The sequence below is a fragment of the Flavonifractor sp. An82 genome, from assembly GCF_002159265.1.
Classification (GTDB): domain Bacteria; phylum Bacillota; class Clostridia; order Oscillospirales; family Oscillospiraceae; genus Flavonifractor.
In genome coordinates this window covers 109,784-126,979 of the sequence record NZ_NFHG01000001.1, presented here as the reverse complement: position 1 = coordinate 126,979, position 17,196 = coordinate 109,784, and the positions used below count along the sequence as shown (strand labels likewise).

At 40.8% G+C, this 17,196-nt stretch carries 13 protein-coding genes; all 13 read right to left on the bottom strand.

Going from position 1 to position 17,196, the window contains the following annotated elements; all coding sequences use genetic code 11:
• Nucleotides 1-49 precede the first annotated feature (49 nt).
• The 13 genes from B5G34_RS00805 to B5G34_RS00765 are packed head-to-tail and all read right to left on the bottom strand — an operon-like array spanning nucleotide 50 to nucleotide 17,192.
• A complete protein-coding gene (locus B5G34_RS00805; RefSeq protein ID WP_087333557.1) occupies nucleotides 50-937 on the bottom strand; it encodes a hypothetical protein in 888 nt (295 codons plus the stop codon).
• Between the two features lie 59 nt (nucleotides 938-996).
• Nucleotides 997-2,262, bottom strand: coding sequence for a hypothetical protein (locus tag B5G34_RS00800; RefSeq protein ID WP_087333556.1), 1,266 nt, complete (start codon nucleotides 2,260-2,262; stop codon nucleotides 997-999).
• A 21-nt stretch (nucleotides 2,263-2,283) separates the two neighbouring features.
• Nucleotides 2,284-3,339 carry a hypothetical protein gene (locus B5G34_RS00795; RefSeq protein ID WP_087333555.1) on the bottom strand — a complete coding sequence of 352 codons (1,056 nt, stop codon included), beginning with the start codon at nucleotides 3,337-3,339 and terminating at the stop codon, nucleotides 2,284-2,286.
• Nucleotides 3,340-3,356: 17 nt separating this feature from the next.
• Nucleotides 3,357-3,929 carry a hypothetical protein gene (locus tag B5G34_RS00790; RefSeq protein ID WP_087333554.1) on the bottom strand — a complete coding sequence of 191 codons (573 nt, stop codon included), beginning with the start codon at nucleotides 3,927-3,929 and terminating at the stop codon, nucleotides 3,357-3,359.
• 12 nt (nucleotides 3,930-3,941) lie between these two features.
• Entirely contained in the window at nucleotides 3,942-4,184 is a 243-nt protein-coding gene (locus tag B5G34_RS18265) for a hypothetical protein (RefSeq protein WP_140397156.1), read from the bottom strand.
• A 4-nt stretch (nucleotides 4,185-4,188) separates the two neighbouring features.
• On the bottom strand, nucleotides 4,189-4,938 hold the full coding sequence (locus B5G34_RS18260; protein ID WP_162609389.1) for a hypothetical protein: 750 nt from the start codon (nucleotides 4,936-4,938) through the stop codon (nucleotides 4,189-4,191).
• Between the two features lie 9 nt (nucleotides 4,939-4,947).
• Nucleotides 4,948-5,355 carry a hypothetical protein gene (locus B5G34_RS18255; RefSeq protein WP_140397154.1) on the bottom strand — a complete coding sequence of 136 codons (408 nt, stop codon included), beginning with the start codon at nucleotides 5,353-5,355 and terminating at the stop codon, nucleotides 4,948-4,950.
• Nucleotides 5,356-5,368: 13 nt separating this feature from the next.
• The gene (locus tag B5G34_RS00785) at nucleotides 5,369-5,713 is read right to left on the bottom strand and encodes a hypothetical protein (RefSeq protein ID WP_087333553.1); all 345 of its coding nucleotides are present in this window, start codon (nucleotides 5,711-5,713) and stop codon (nucleotides 5,369-5,371) included.
• Entirely contained in the window at nucleotides 5,697-5,864 is a 168-nt protein-coding gene (locus tag B5G34_RS18615) for a hypothetical protein (protein WP_162609388.1), read from the bottom strand. The genes B5G34_RS00785 and B5G34_RS18615 overlap by 17 nt, the downstream gene beginning before the upstream one ends.
• An 18-nt stretch (nucleotides 5,865-5,882) precedes the next feature.
• Nucleotides 5,883-7,112, bottom strand: a complete 1,230-nt coding sequence (locus tag B5G34_RS00780; RefSeq protein WP_087333552.1) for a fibronectin type III domain-containing protein — start codon at nucleotides 7,110-7,112, stop codon at nucleotides 5,883-5,885.
• A gap of 21 nt (nucleotides 7,113-7,133) precedes the next feature.
• Nucleotides 7,134-10,550 (bottom strand): hypothetical protein, encoded by a 3,417-nt coding sequence (locus B5G34_RS00775; protein ID WP_087333551.1) that lies wholly within the window; start codon nucleotides 10,548-10,550, stop codon nucleotides 7,134-7,136.
• A gap of 13 nt (nucleotides 10,551-10,563) precedes the next feature.
• Complete coding sequence (locus B5G34_RS00770; RefSeq protein WP_087333550.1) at nucleotides 10,564-11,349, bottom strand: phage tail domain-containing protein; 786 nt, start codon at nucleotides 11,347-11,349, stop codon at nucleotides 10,564-10,566.
• A gap of 41 nt (nucleotides 11,350-11,390) precedes the next feature.
• Nucleotides 11,391-17,192 (bottom strand): phage tail tape measure protein, encoded by a 5,802-nt coding sequence (locus B5G34_RS00765; RefSeq protein WP_162609387.1) that lies wholly within the window; start codon nucleotides 17,190-17,192, stop codon nucleotides 11,391-11,393.
• Between the last annotated feature and the right edge of the window lie 4 nt (nucleotides 17,193-17,196).

The window sequence follows — 17,196 nt, the reverse complement described above, 5'->3', positions numbered from 1 at the left end:
TTAATCCCCCTGCCAGATCCCCCAGTCATATTGAACACTTTCCCACTCATTATGCGGAAACCTCCATTCGCACGATTTTAACCACAATATCAGAGCTTGGTTGCTCTTCACATATAAAATTCATTTTCCCGGCTTGTTCAACATCTTTTCCACGCACAATACAATCATTCCAAGATATAAAATTTTCGTCACTAGGATTTATAAGATATGCATATCCAGATGTTACAAAACCGATATCCGATACAGTTTGAGAATTATCTACCCAGTTAGATGCAAGAAGTGTAATATAAAATACATATCCTGGTTTTGCGGCACCTATTTGATCAGCAGCCACACTATGCGGATTCTGCTTATTCTGAATGTGCGTATCTAAATTGCCCTGCACAGCATCAGCAGACCCAGCAGCATCAAAAGCAGTCGTGTCCTGATAGGCGGCAGATTTCAGTCCGTGAACAGCAACATCCACACCATTAAACTTCACTGTACCGTTTGTCTCGCCTTCAGTCAAGTTATAGGTGATTTCAATTGTGGTTACATCCGCCCACTCATCCCCATTCTTTTCTTTTGACTGCAACTTAAAGGATGTGTCGCTCACTCGCACAAGCTGATACTGGGTATCTGTATCCTTGATCTGGCCAGAGATGTAATCATCAAGCCCCTGAATTTCACTTGCCTGGTAAGTGGGCTTCTGAGCCTGCATAGCCCAGTCATAAACATCAGCGCTCTTTGCAGACATAAACTGCAAATCATTGTAGTGAGAAGTACCATCACCAAACTTAACCAGAACAGCAGGTTCTCTCTGAACCGCGCCTGTTTCTCCTGGAACAACCGTAACGGCAGCCTCGCCAGCAAGCAGGACAGGGTTGTTGCTAGTCCAGTTAGCATAGGTATCACATTTAAGACTAAGACGAGCATTAAGTGTTTTATTTCCCGCCATATACAATCCTCCTTATGAAAGAACCCCGGAGCAATCCGGGGTTCCAAAATTACGCACAATTAAGCATTTGTACTGTTCCCGCAATCCAAGACCAAACGCTCATCGCCAGCCTGAACAAGCTTATTCACATTTACAGAATTGATGCTCATCGTTCCGTCTTCAGCAACAGCAACACCATTCTCGGTGGTTACACCCTTCACGACACCAAGAACGCTGGCAGAAGCGACAGGAATATTAACAGCCTTCCCTTGAATTTGTGCCGCTTCTCCGTTAATCTGAATACTCTCAATCACGTTGGCCTGAGCGCCAGCGGCAATACCATTCAGTTTCTCCAAAAGAGTGGAAGTGAAATTTTCCTCAGAGAGTCCTTTACCTGGTTCAACATTAACCTTTCCAGCAAGAGCATCAGAGAGGCCAGTTACTTTACTTTGGTCAACCGCCTTAACCTGCAGAACGCCACCTTCAGCAACTTCGAGTTCATCAGATACACTCTTGACCTCCAGCATACCTCTCAGTTTCTGAATCAGAGTTTCCTCAACGAGAGAAGAGCCTTCAACTACATCAACCTTCTCGGCCAAACCCTCATCCACATATTCAGTAGTGGCATACGCACTCAGATCAGTGACACCAGTCAAAACATCCCACTTATATACGCCGTCACTCGCTTCGATACACACAACATTTGTGCCAGCAGAGAACTTCTTGCCAGCACCATCAACGAAGTCATCTGTGGTAGTGAAATCGTTTGAAATATTGTAGACTTTGCCTTCAATTGCTGCGCTCAGTTCAGGAAGATCTTCAAAGGCGACGGAACCACCAGGCTTATATGTAGCTCCAATGGCGGCGGCAATCTTAGTGTCGATCTGGCTATCAGTCGCAGTCTTATTATAATAATTGCTAGACAGATTCTCGCTCAGCGCAGTATCGGCGGCCTCATAAGCGGCCTTGACTTCCTCAATTGCATTCCACACATCAGTAGCAACAATCGCACTCTCTGCACCCTTCTTACCAACCAATGTCTCAAGCGCAGATACCTTGCCCTGCAGTTCAAGAACATCTTCTGTCAGATCTCCAGATGCTGTAGTAGAGGCGAGCTTAATCAGGTTTCCGGCAGCATTCTGAATCATGTATGCGTTGACTGTCGATTGTTCCTCATCAACATGAACCAGGATCTGGCCAACGTAAGCTACGGGATTAGACTGTGCATATGCAACAAGTTCCTCATAGTCGTACCAAACAGCAGACTCATCAAGGGGCAGTGGATTTCCTCTGCGAATCTTCAGAGGAAGCGCCATATAGTTGCCTTCTTTGTTAATAACAGCCATCTTATCACTCCTTCCTTCTAATTACTTGCCAATTGTAATCTTGTGAACCTCAGCGGCATCATAGGACGCAGGCTGGTACACATAAACATCATAGTCAACGGCAGTATATCCCTCTGCGCCTTCAACCTGAATAGGATCAGGATTCTTGACATAGTTTCCAGTAATATCAGCGTTCATGCTGGAGGTCAACAGAACCTGTTTCACCTTCAAGCCAGAGGCAGTCGGAAGCGCTACGATGCTACGAATAGCACCAGCGCTTGAGTTAACCGTAAGAGTGGTTGCCGCAGCGGCTCCAGCGCTTCCAGTCAGGCCCCGGATCAGAGCGCTGTTAATCTCGCCGGAAGTCTTATCAACTCCATAGAAATAACGCCGATAGCCCTTCAGGGCTCCAGAGGTAGCGGTCTTGGTTCCGGCCTTAATTTGACCTTCTTTATACTCCTTTTCAAGAGCAGTCCACGGCATAGCTCCATCTCCGTGCGTAGCTTTTGCGACAATTTGGAGATTCATAGCGTCGGTCACTTGGATAGGAGAAAATGAACCAGAATTTGTGTCCTTGCTCTCTTCGTTAAAAGTAACTTCCCATGCGGTTGCAGTAATACCGGTGGCAGGACCGAACTCATAGGAACCAGGATTCAGACTAGCCGTATAGCTTGGCGTCACCGTAGTTCCGGCTTCATAAGACTTCATAGCGCTGGCGCTAATAGAAGCGGAAGGTTGGGTGATTTGAGGATTGATATCCTCCGAATATGCATCATTAAATAACTCGACATTGTTTTTTCCTGTAGCAGGAACTGTCACCTTTCCGGTTGAATCAGGAACATACTTGCCGAAAGGACGAGTGAACACAAAGTCCTGAGTGTAGTAAACGTTAGATGCATCCAGTTCTGACAAGTCTCCAGAACTATAAGGAAGATTCTCCCATGTAGTAGTTCCATCACCCCACTTAACTTGACCCTTATGTTCCCCATCAAGGGTCATTGCAGGCTCGCCAGCAGCAAGGACTACATCCTTATTAGCAAGCCATTCCTCTTCAGTTGCTCTGCGCACCTGAATCGTAGTTTTTAATACGTTTGCCATCTAACCCCCTCCATTTTTTATTTTGCGGCTCCGCCGCCATCTATGATGTTATAACTGCCGCCAGCAACAGTTACTTCATCCCCAATAGGATTGCCAGATGCAGATAGTTGCAAAGAGCCATCTTCCGCATCAAAAATCAAATTATCTGCTTTTGTATTTTTCAAATTAGAAACCTCAACTTCCAATCTATCAAGTTGATCAAGATCTTCTGGAGGAAGATATTTTTCGATTTCTGGGCTTGGCTTAACTTCAACAGATAATTCTCCGGTTTTAAAAATAACCGCATCTTGATATGAGATACATGAGAGCCATAATGTGATATCACCAGCCTCTGCCGTCATATCTGTATCAACATCAATTGCATATTGCAAATATCCGTTATACATTTCCGGAAGAAGTTTTAATTGCTCAGAGTGACCAATTTGATTTGGCGTAATATACCGTAACATTACAGAGCATCTTGCGATTTCCGTTTCTTCATATTCTGAAGGAACTAAAAATACAATAGTGTCTGCGCCTGCTTCTCCCTTATAAATCGTCGAAAAAACAGTTACAATCAATGATTTGTCATTCTCCACTTTGACATACATTCACACCCCTCCTTATTCTTCTAGTATTTCATTCCATGTGTCGCCAGGCTTTTGATCTTCTGGTTGCAGCTTATCCCATACAACACCAGCCAACTGCCTCGTCTGCAAATCATAAATTGCTTGGTCGATTATGTGCATATTTGAAGTGTCTGCATCTTCCGCAATAGCTCTGAATGCATCTCTCACCAAAATGACACCTTCATCAGATTGAGGGAAAACATTGAGTCCTAAATGTTCAGTTTTGCTTAATGCCATTTAGTCACCCCGTTTCTGTAAAATATAATTCAGACAAAGACAAATTACCTATTTCTGAGATCGTGAAAATTTTCGTGTCAGCAATTGTTCTGTAAAACGCAACAACTATTTCAGGATCATCCACCAATAAAGAAATCGCACATTCTTGCGCATTAAGCGTAGAACGTGCGATTTGATACCCAGACAACACAAACTCAATACAATCATCTGATGACACATACATTCCTGATATTAGAGATGTGTAATCAATATCAACACAAATGTGTTCATCTCTTTTTTCAGATAATAAATTTGTCACTTTATTATGGATTGAATTAGAAAGTATATTGATGATAGATTTAGAAGCTTCAATAGCAGTTCGTTTTTCTTCACTCAACATTACATCTACAGAAACACAATTCTCTCCTGATATCTTCATGGTGGCGCATACATTGGAACAATCATCAATGATCTTAATAGAGCAAGGAAGCGCATATATCCTTGATAAAATAACAGGCAAAATTCTTTTTGTCAAAATAGTTATTGACGCCTGAGCGGATGCAATAATCCGCAACGGCATATCGCCCATAACAACAGAACTTTTAACATATGGGCAATCTGCAATCAATCCACTTGTAATTTTATCAAAAGGACCATACCCACTTACGACCACACGATCGAACGCTTGCTCAAGATCTGTACGCACATGATCATTGTAGAAGTGTGATGGAATAAAAAAATCAAAGACAACAGTGTTATTCCCCGTAGCGTCCACCCCCATCCACTACACTACAGAAATTGTGAGCTCTCCTGCAGGGAATGAGATATATGTGTCGCTCTCAATTGTGCGAGGCTTTTTTAATTCACCATAAATAACCAAGTTTCCATTGCTCAGCGCATCAAAAATAACATAATGTGTCGCAGGGCTGCCCGACGGGAACCAATCGGTTTCTGCTTTTGCAAACGAAATATCTGACTGGTTTTTAATTACACCATTCTCTGGATTAGACAAATGATCTAATTTTACCCTTGTATAACCAGTACCAGAAGTATCTGGCTCAGTTGAGTTGAGTCCAGACTCATTAGGTTCGGTCGAGGAAAGACCGATGTAGTATTCTGTTGGAAACTCTGGCTGTGATCCAACATTAAACACATTTCCTGCAATAATATTTCTAAAATAAGTTGTCGTCATATACTCACCTCCGTTATTGCGCTAATACATCTGGGTTAATGTTTTTCCATATCGTCAATAACCCCCTGGCACAATATGTTGGGCCGTCTTGATCAATCACAGTAAATTGGTAGATGTATTTCCCGTTCATATTGGCGCTTTCCTCAGAAGTAAGCTCAGCAGTTACTTTTTCTGCAGCAACAGTGCCTGCCTTGCTCACAATTGGATCACCTTCGTTTATATATTCAGACACACTAAAAAACACCTTTGCGCCAGTTAAAGTAATAGGTTCGTTGAACTTATTTTTAGGGTACATTTCAAATACTTTATATGTTCCGGCCACCAAAGATCCTTCTTGTAACTCATACGGAATCTGCACCTTCTATCCCTCCATTCTCTTCAGAGGATATGATTTGTAGAATATTCCTAACTCGAGAAATTGCTTCAGCAACAATTAAAATATCCTCCCCGGTTGGATGTGTCATCACCAATAAGTTGTTGACATTAGCTAATTCTTTCTTATAATCCATATAAACCTCCATGTTTTATTATGGAATCGCTTTATTGATTGCATCAGTCAATGCAGTGAAATAAGAACCAAGGATAACTTCTCCTGGCGCTCGTGGGTTTGGTCCCAAGCCAACTGTAACCATTCTGGATAAATTCCACCATACCGCATTAAAACGAGCTGCTGTCATTGTTTTACTAGCGGATGACATCGCCGTGCTCGATTTAGTGCCATACGTATTGTCCCAAGTCAAACTTCTTGCTGCCAGTACAGTATTTGTTTTATTCACAATGTCATTCCAAACAAGATAACTAAAGTCGCTTAATTTCCCCTTTTGTGTAACGGCATTATATGCAGTTTTGGTTTGTGTGGCTGTTGCCGATCCGTTTGATGCATTCCAATCCCACGGATCTATACTCTGCTTTGTCTTTACTGTAAGTCCCGTTGGCATAAATGGACCAGTAGATCCATAACTATCAATGCCATAGTAATTCAAAATATATGTTGTATTTGGCAGCAATCCCTGAATGGTATTTGTCATCTTGTTTGTGGTGATATCGACTTCAGCCCCAGAAGTTGAGTTTCTACATAAGATATAATACGACACTGCATTTTTGATAGGAGTTATCGTAACCGTAATAGAGTTCATAGTTACTGATTCTAAAGTCATGCTTCCGTAATCAGTGATTAGTTTTTCTGTTGTTACATTCACTCCAGTTGACATATACGGGCCTTCACTGGATGAGTTGATTCCACGATAATTTATGGTATATGTTGTGTTTGGCTTCAGTCCAGAGATGGTATAAGATGTAGAAGGTGTATAAGCGTAATCAACGTCCCCATCTTCGCTTCTGTAAATTATCTCATAGCTAGTTGCTTTATCGATTCTAGTAAGCCTTACGGAAATCGATGTGGCTGTCTTCGAAGAAATCGATAAACTTCCAGAGTCTGTGATTTGATTATTCTCTTCTACTACAACAGTAGCAGATCCAGCTGGCCAATAAGTTCCGTGGGAGTCTTTTGTATATGCCCAAAACGTATACTCACCAGGGGAATAAGAAACTGTCTTTGCAGAAGTAGATGTAGACGTTCCGGTCGATGTGGGGTACACCTTAGAAACAACGCCGAATATACTAGTAGAAGATTGAGTAAATCGATTATATGTGATTCCAGCTTCTGTGTATCCGTTGCTTTGTGTAAATGGCTTGCTAAGTCCCGTAATCCGCCAAGAAAATTCCTCAATTCCTCCAGTTAAAGAAAGAGTTGCCATACCTTCCTCCTTCTTCTTAGATTATCCGAATGTTGCAGAAAGACCTTCCACTGTAGCGGTAGAGAAATCCCACACACCTTCAGCAGTAGTTCTCCTACTAACAGCGCCAGCTGTTAAAATTCTATTTCCATATGCAGACATTGATATTGACCCAATATTATCGTACAGCTCAAATGCGACCGTAGAACCACTATATAAAGCAAGATCAGCATAACTTCCTATTGATGACCTTGGATTTAACTCAAGTTTAGTATGGCCAAGATCGTCATAATACAATCCACCGTATATTTCAACGCCAGTTATTTTTCCTCCAGAAATATTGGGTGAAATGATGTTTGTCCCATCAATAAACGTATATCCTGTGTATGTGCCATTAGCAAGTCTCTTGACAGCATTTGCCGCTGCAACAGCATCGTCAGAAGCACCTTCAGCCAAACGCAATGCATTGTCTGCATCCGACTGTGCGTTGTTTGCTGCGTCTTGAGCGTCTTGAATTTGCCGGTCAATTTCTTCAGTTCCAGTCACAGACCCCCAAGAAATAAATCCATTATTGATTGTGACTCTACCTTGCTCATCTATAATAAAATTGTTGTTTACATTCAAGCCTTTCACATTCAGGTATTCTGAATCCCATTGACCATTCGTCATCATATTGTTTCCATTTGCATCCAGGAAGGCAGACGCTTGAACTGTTCCTTTAAAGATGCCACTGGTTGCGTTAACTTCACCATTGAAGTAACCATTCTCTGCATAGATGCTTCCACGAAAATACGCTTTCCCATCCAATCCAATATACACATTAGTATCTTTAGGAAACCCATCATCATCAAAGATCAAATCACCATTCTCGTCCTTGCATGATGGTTTGATAATTCCAGTATCGGTCACAGAAAACAGTGCAGATGTTCCAGCTAAGAATCCATGTTCAGGGTCAAGGCCAATACGACCTCCTGCATCACTCTGCAAATACAATCTACTGTTGTTTAAAAATGCTCCAGTGGAATCAAATTTAAACTGCGTGATTTTGCCATCCGGGCTAAAACACTCCATATGCATGTTCTTTCCGGCAAATAATGTTCCACCAATAACATCAGCCAAAACCCCGTTGAAGTCAGTTTGGGTCGATGAATTATAAAAATGGCCAATAGCTGCTTTTGTTTCTTCAGTAGATGGATCAATGATGGCAATCATACCATTTGCCAGTTTGATGTATTCGGAGCTATCAGTTGCTCCAACTGTAATGCCGCTGCCATTGATCACAACTGTTTGATCTTTTCCGGCTGTCACCTGCTGGTATGCAGCATCCATACCATTTTGCAAAAAGTTCGACAGAGCACTTTCAGCGCCACTTACTTCATATTTCCCAAACTCATATCTTGAAAGATCAAATGATTTACTGGCGTTGCTCGATGCATCTAAAATTTCACTTAATTTATTGACTGCATCATGCCGCTTAGATTGAAATTGGTTAGAAAACACCATTTCAAACTTTGTGAAATCATCAAAATCCAGATGCACTTCAAGCAAAACCGGTCTTAGAGATAAAGAATCAGTTATCTTTAAATATACTCCACATCCCAGCTCAAGTTGCTCGCGGAAATATAAAAACTTTTCAGCATATACAATATTAGCACTGTCGATTTCAAACTCCGTAATAGGGTATGCCATCTTATCAATTATGCCTGTTGCATAATCGTATAGCTCTTTCTGAACGGAATATTTTTGATATTCAGTAGCGTTTCTTGTAGTATACATCTTCCCAGCCATAGAACTTATGCTGATTGTACCAGTGTAGTAATACTTAGTGTACTGCACACCTGTGTCATCATCTTCGATTACTTCTGTGTGTTTTACCATATTACTTAAGTAAGAATCAATTGGTAAGCCAGAGTCAAACGTGATAGAAATATTCGCACTCTGGATCTTTTCGTCTCCAATTGTGCCTGAGCCAACAAATAATGAGCACACAGACTGATTATCCCATGTATCCATTGTGGCATGCATCAATTCTGCGGTAATTTTCTTTGTACCATCCATAGAGAATTGTCCGCCAGCAACATCCAAAATGCGATGCGTGCTCCCCTCCGGCATTTTAACATCAATAACAGTTACATCAGAAAGTAAAATGGTTTCATTAGACAAATCATCATAACTGTCGTCTTCTCCGGAGATATCGACATCAAATGTTGCAAACGTAGAATCGCTGTATGTGCCCTCAATAAACAACTTGTCTAAGATTTTTTGCTCATCTTCTGTAAACCAAGATGTAAGCTTAAGTTCATCTGTAACAGCTATAGCATCAGCAACATATTGATCATAGTCAGTTTGAATTTCTTCAATAAGCTTCTCTTGTTCTGCAATATCTTGTTTCACATCCGCTTGCTCCGCCAATATTTCTTTGAGGCGTTGCTGCATATAATCAATAGTTTCTTGTTGCTTGGCTGTATTTAACATCTGGAGTGTTGTAGACTGGGTGTTTTCAAGCTCAGTAAGTTTCCCTTTCAAATCTGTCAACTTTGCTTTCTCTGCCAGCAATCTGGATGCAGTAGAGTTACGCAAAGAAACAATTCCAGTGTAATAATCCTGTTGGGCTATGATTGCAGACTGCCAAGCTATATACTTGTCCGCTAGATCTCCAGACAAATCACCAGTTGACAACGCATACCCAAGATTGATAATTTCTGTTGTTCCGGTTGGGTTAACATCACGAATATCGACATTATCTGCTCCATACACAGAAACCTTATTCGCCACATCGGAATCGTTCGTGGTTAATTTCTGCTCCTTAATTACATTATCAGATGACAAATACACAGGAATCATTTTTGTATCAGCTGTCGCATCGACAAAATTGATAGTCCTGTTCTTTGTATCGAACACTACCACACAACCATACGTCTCTTGAACCACATTATACAAAAAATCAAGAATGCCTTGTTCAGTTTGGGTGAACGTGCGGTACTTTGTCCATAAGGATGCATCCACAGTTCCAATCTTCCAATTCAATGTCTTTTCTAAAACAAATTTTGCAATTGAGTCTGAGTTATCTGTAGGAGAATATAATTTATATGTTCCTGCGGCAAATACGATCTGTTTGTTTGTCAACTCGTATTCAAGTGAATTCATTGAGATAGACGCAATCCATCGGCCATCCTCTTCCTGCTCATCGATATCGGAAATGATAAACTTCCCGTAAGGCACAATCTCTACGATGCGTCCAATAGTAAGTTTTGGATATGCTTCTTGTGGAACGCCGTCTACTTCTCTTGGATAACTAAATTGTGCAGTAGAAAGCTCATTGTATTTTAGCTCAACTGATACATCAAAAGCATATTGCAAATAGCCAATTGGAGTATCGTCCGCTTGGTATAGAATCATCGCTGGCCGCTCAATGTGACCATATGCATCAACCTGAATGCCTGAAAATTTAAACTGCATATAATCACTCCTTTTAGCTACCAATATCCATAGGGAATTCACAGTTTACGTTAACAGAAAAATTCCCTGTCAAAATCAACTTATTGTCTCCTCTAAGCAACCTTAAAAAATTAAAGTTGAAGTATTTATACATATCTGATCCGTCTTGACTTTTAACAATGCCTGTGTTTCCATCAGAGGTTATCTGCAAACTAGATGATGGTAATCCAGTAAACTTCAATTCTCTCTGGTTGTCTGTTTCATTCACAATAGATATATCTCCGCCACTTGAAGTTATAACAACCTCTGGGTAGTAGTATCGATTGACGTTGCTGTAGTTATGAAGCAACACAGTGGAAGATCCACTGCAGGAAAATTCCATCTGCGTCGCAGACAAATAAGCATATGGGCTATCACATATTGCAGTTGCCTCAATGCCAATCGTCTCTAATCCAATTTTGATAGGTGAGATTTTTGTAAAGATGCACTTATAGTGATATTTTTCCATATCGGGCTGAACAATTTTCAAAACACGATATGTCGGCTTTTTTAGCCATCCTGCAATCCTGGCTATATCAAACCGATCCAAGCGCTTATCACCTTCTGGAACAACACATACTATTTTGAGTTCGAGTGCCTCATTCTCCGATGTCCCATAGTGAAGAGGGAGATAATGGCCCCAAATGCGATCTTCACTTATTTCAACTTCACTTCCAATTGTTCCATCCTCTTGCTCATGAGAATCAAGGTCATAAAGCATTAGCCCGAATTCTTCGCAAGGGACGCCATCAAATATAAAACTCGTACCATAAAACGACATTATGACCTCCTAACAAAAAATAAGAGGAGGGAAACCTCCTCTTATTTTTTCAACACAAGCTTATTCAAAATGTTTGCCACTTTTCGCTGATTTTTGGTGATGGTATTGAGAACAACGTCATCAACCATACCTCCCTGAACAGTGACAGAAGCGTCAATGGAGACGATCTTGCTTTGGTTGTCTTCCTTTTCTCTGATGAGTTTGTTATAGACATTGCTTCGGTCAGGTCGTCCGAGCACCACAGAAAACAGGGACGCCAAATTATTCTGTTGCTTTTCGTTCAACATCATTTCTCCCTTTTCAGCCAAGATCATCATTTCTTTTTGTTTAATGGTTGGGGCGTTTCCTACGATTCCGCCAGTGTGGAATACGCGTGTTCCTCCGACTGCACCATAATACCAATGCCCATCTCCTCCGAGTTTCAGAGGAATGCCCAGGATTTCAGATATTTCTGCAGCAAGCTCTACATTTCTATCCTGAAGATCTTTTCTCTCGGACGCACTTGCGGTATGCCACTTCTGGCTATTTGCTTTCATCTCATTTACCTTAGACTGAACAGAAACGGGAGTTCCATTTTCAGAAATATCAATTTCTGTAGACATATTATGCAATGCATTTGATAAAGACCCATACTCTTTAATTTTTGCGATCGCATTGTCCCACATATCAATAAGTTCTCTTCTTGAAACATCCGTATATTTCAGGCAATATTCCAACAACTTATCAAAAGCCTCTTGCCCGCCGTTTTCGATATTCTTATATGCAAGATCTGTTAGCTTTTGCTGATCATCAAGAAAGTCTCTAATTTCATCAATCCTATCTTGATAGCTATCTTTAAACATATCAAGCTCTTCATCAAGAGCATCTTGTGTGTTTTCGATTGCATAATCGTGTTGAGTATCATCTAGTTCTTTCTGCTTCTCCGCAATCTGTTCCAGAATTTCCGCTCTTTGGAGTTGGGCAGACCGGCTATCATCAAGTGCTAATGCATCTGCTTTTGCTTGTAATTTTGCAATCTCATCAACTGCATCAGAAACTTCTTCCTCGTAAGACCGCTCTCTTTCCTTCAGATCGAGCAATTCTTTCTGTCTATTGATAATCTCATCGTATGCATCAATCTCAGCTTGCAGGTTATCGATCATGTCCTCTCCTGCTTGCTTTATACGATCCTTTTCTAATTCAACAAGGTCTTCTAATAGATCATACGATTTTTTCATTGCTTCCATTCGTTGCTCGTAGACTTTTTGCTCAGCTTCATACAACTGCTGATTTAGGTCGTAGATCTTCTTTTGAATGTTCCACCATTCCTCGGAACCATCAATGTTAGCATCCGCATACTCCTCCGCTTTTTCGATAAGATCTTCGAGAGCTTTTCTTAATGTATTAGTTGCTTCTTGATCGAAGACTCCATTTTTATATCCGGAAATAGTGTTAATCTTTTCGATGTTATTAACCCAAAATTCATTTGTATTAGCGTCATACGTTGCACCAAGCCCGTACTTATTCAGTTCTTTAACAATTTCAGCAATCGATGCGTCTCGTTCATTATTAAGATCATGTAGGGCTTGTTGTTCTTGTTGATATAGTGCAATCAGCTTATTGATTGCAGTTTTCTGAGCATCTACATCATCCTCATCGATCATATCAAACTTTATCTCTTCGATGCTAATGGCATTCTGAACATCCTCAAGTCGCTTCAGTGCTTCTCTAAACTCTTCTATTGCAACCGTATATTTTTCTATAGACTGAGTTGCCTTATCTGTTGTACTTGTTGTAGATGGAGAAAAATCAATCCCCTCAAAAGAAAAGTCAATATTCTCTCTTAGAGCTTGGATAAGCTTAAGTTCATTAAGCTGTTGATCAAAAGTATTCCCCATCGCCTGGAACACGCTGCCCATAATGATATTGGTTGAGCTAGATGCGGCTGATGTGAACTGCCCGCGCAGTGCCTCCAAACTTTTGATGTCTGTGGCAAGCGCTTCATTGGACATGTTGTAATATTTCTGCCAAAGAGTAGACAAACGATTAACAAGAGTCTGATCAACAGTCCATTTATTTGTCGCATTATTCTTCCAGTTAGTGATATCATTCTTATAACACTTTGCCAATGCCTGCTGGAGAGAATTAGAGTTATTGATTGTTTGTGTTAACCATTTTTCATTCGATAAGAGCATAGCTCCATATGCACTCTCCGCAGTAACTTTAGTATCTTCAAGCGCCTGTGTGAGTACAGCTTGAGCGTCAGAAACAGAAGTAACTTGTCCAGCAACCTCAGGAAGCAATTCATACAATTCAGACAAGAAAGATCCTGTCAACTTTCCACTCTTATTTTCTTTGAGATCAGTTAACAAAGAGTTGATTTTTTCAATTTTTGAGGTAGCATTGCTAAAAGCCTCGATCTGAGAACTTAAATCAATAGTCTCTTCTGTCGCATCCTCTGTAACCCCGGCGAGCCTTTCAATAACAATTACTAAGTCCTCTAAATCACTTTTCGAAGATGCAGATATAATCCCAGCTTCGTCAAGTGCATTAACGAATTCTTGGTACGCTGGATCATTCATCGCATCAGCTGTTAAAGATCCCTGTTGAGCCAAATCAATCAATGATGCTTTAATGGTAGAAAATCTATCTTGACTAAGCACAGACTCTATTCCAGACGCAAAATTTGATGATTCAAACTCTTGTAGAATTTTAGCTCCTTGGGCGGCTAAGTCCATCCACTTTTCGTACTGTTCTGTGTACTCGCCATAGTCACCATCAACATCTTGCAAAGCATCTGCTTGATCACTAAAATACGTGGACAACTCTAAGATATTTTCCTTAGCTTTTTCGAGCTGTTGTTCATTGTAATCAATGCTGTTTCTAAGGGTTTCTCTTTCTTTTTCAGACATCGAATCATATTGAGTTGAATATTGCTCAAGCAGGTTATTTCTGCTTTCCAAAAATCCTTGATAAGAGTCTAAAGAATACTGATAAAATTCCTCACGAGTTCCGATAAAGTCAGAATAATTATACCCGTCCCAATTTGAATCAACATTATCTTTTAAATCTCCAGATGCAATCTTTTTGTTTACATCATTCGCTGCTAAAATTTGCTCTTGCTTTAAAAGATAAAGTCGGTCTTCCAAATATTTATTGTACTGCTTTAACCTTTCTAGTTCAGATTGTTCAACAGTAGTTAAGCTATCATAGCCAGAAAGTTCTTTAATTTTGTCTCTTGTGTCATCAAGTTCTGTATTTAGCTCGGTTATTTGCGTTTCGGTCTCAGAATATTTCTGTTTTAAAGTATCGAGAGAATTTCCAAAAACATTTTTGAAACTCATTAACAACGGGATCACAGTTAATAATGTAGTAACAAGGAACATAATTGGATGTGCTTTAATCACAGTTCCGAGACCAACTAGAGCATTTTTAAATCCAATCGTAGAAACAGTTGCTCCTGCTGTTGCGGCTTGATCCGTTTTTTTTGCAAGAGAAAGTTCATAAAGAGCAAAAATTTCTTTTCGTGTTTCACGTTCAAGGCCTGCTCGTTGTAATGTTTCAGCAAGTATTTTCCTATCGACTTGCTCTGTAACAGCAATTTCAGCTATTTGCGCCTTTGTAAGAAGACCAATCGAAGCAGTAAGCTGTTCCGTAGACAAGGAAGCTAAAGATTGACTTCCAGAAAACACTTGTGTGGCAACACCCATTGCACTTAGAGTAGGAACAAAGCTAGTCAAAGATGCAAATGAACTCTTAAATGCTTCTCCAAAAGAAGATGCGGCCAACGCTTTAAACGCTGCGCTAAGCCCCAAAACAGCTGTTGTAACACCAACAATAGTGATCGGGATTCCTCCCAGGGCAGATCCAACATTCAATGCCACTGTCGCAAAATCCAAAAAGCCTCCGATAAGCCCGCTAGGCAACAATGCCATAGAAAGCTTTTCAAAGGCGGCTGTCGCTCTTTCTGTTTTTGCTTCAAGGCTTTCCTGATATACGCCGAACTTCTCTGTTGCTGTTCCGGCAGAGTTTGCAGCAACTTCAGTGTATTCCAAAGCAGTTTTCCAGTTAGACATCAAAGATAAAAATCTCGTTTGCTGTCTAGTGCCTGCGAAAGCTGTGGCTATGGCACGTTGCTGAACAGAATTATAAGACTCCCACTTTGATCCGACTTCATCAAGAACATCTCCAAAATTTCTAAATTCAGAATTGCTATCTCTCAGCCGGATACCAAGACCGCTTAAAGTGGTCTCGACGTCGCTCAAAGATTCTCCAGTGTCTGGATCTTCCAAGCGTCCTGCCTTAATCATACCCATACGGGACAGCATTGTATTGTAGAATGTACCAGTGGATTCAGGAGCTTCCTGCATTGTTTCATTCACAACTGCAAGCTGGCCAACCACTTCATCCAGTGACAACCCAGCAAGCTTTGCGTTTGCGGCTGTTTTGCTTAAAGCAATAGCAAGATCACCGGCAGATGTTGCGGCAACCTGATCGGTCGCAACAAACTTATCGACCACTCCTAAAGCATCGTCCACACTAAGTTGATAACCCTTCATTGCAGCTGTTAAAGCTGTAGCAGCTTCGCTGCTATCGATAAAGCCGGTGATCGATAAGATCATTGAATCTTTGATTAGTGTGTTTGTCTCTTCTAAATTAAAACCTTGTCTCTGCCATTCGACAGCGGCATCTGCTACACTTTTTGTTGTGCCGCCAAGTTCCTGCGCCATAGTATTGTAGCTCTGCAACAATGCCCTGGCTTCGCTCACGCTGTTGTTCATCACGATACGCAAATTAGTAAGAGCTTCATCCATTTCGTATATGGTCTCAATTGCTTCACGCATACCGCGAATGAATTGCATAGTTAAAGCACTAGAGATTAAATATACTGAAAATGTCTTAATTTTATCATGAAGATATGTAAATGCGTTTCCGCCTTCATACCCCATGCTTACCATTTCACTTTTCAGAGCCTTAATTTTTGTTGTTGCGGATGATAATGCACTAGCATTACCAGTAGATGCGGCAGTTTTAAGCAAAGTGTTAATTTGCTCAATCTCTGAAGCATATTGCGTAAGCACAGTTGGTTTAACCCTCTGTAAATATTGGCCAAAGCTAGCAAGTTGTGATTTTGCGTTTGCAATACTATTAGCTACCTTTTCAGAGTCGCGAATTTGAGCAGTGGCTGCTTGCTTGCTGCTTGCCTCTAACTTTTTATAGTAAGCGTTCATCTGCTCTAATCCGACATTACTTGCCAATCCAATATTCTGCATCCAACGATCTTGATCTGCAAGCCGCATCGCATTGTTATACTCTACATATTGTTGGTATGAGCTTGGCGTTTGAAGCTGAGCAAGATTGTATTTTAAAGCTTTGATTTGTTCATTAGCTTCAGCAAAAGACATTTTGTTGCCTGTCGCAACAGCTTTGTTTAAGTTTTGCGTAATTTGCTGTATCTCTTTATTGAACAGACGGAGCTGATCTGGGCTCATTTTCGCAACATAAGAATTAAAATTTTGTGCTGCTTGATATGCCTGTCCAATTCTGTTAGCAAGGGCTATATACTCCTGTTCAAAGCTACGAGCTGCATTTTTTGCAGTGGATGTACCCGTAGTGCTGCTCTGTTGTTTGTTTCCTGTATTTGTGCTCTTGGCTGTTCCATTAGCGCTAACATTTACATTAAAGACCTTGCTTGATAAAGCTTTTTGAATGTCATCAACAATTTTTTTAGTGTTTATGTTAATAGAGAGCCCGCCAGCAAGCTGACTCTTAAGTTGATTCTGGATCAATTTGGCAGATTCGCCATTCGCAGTGTATCCGCCAACAGCTCCAATCAAAAGACTAATATCCGCCTGCTTACTCATTGAT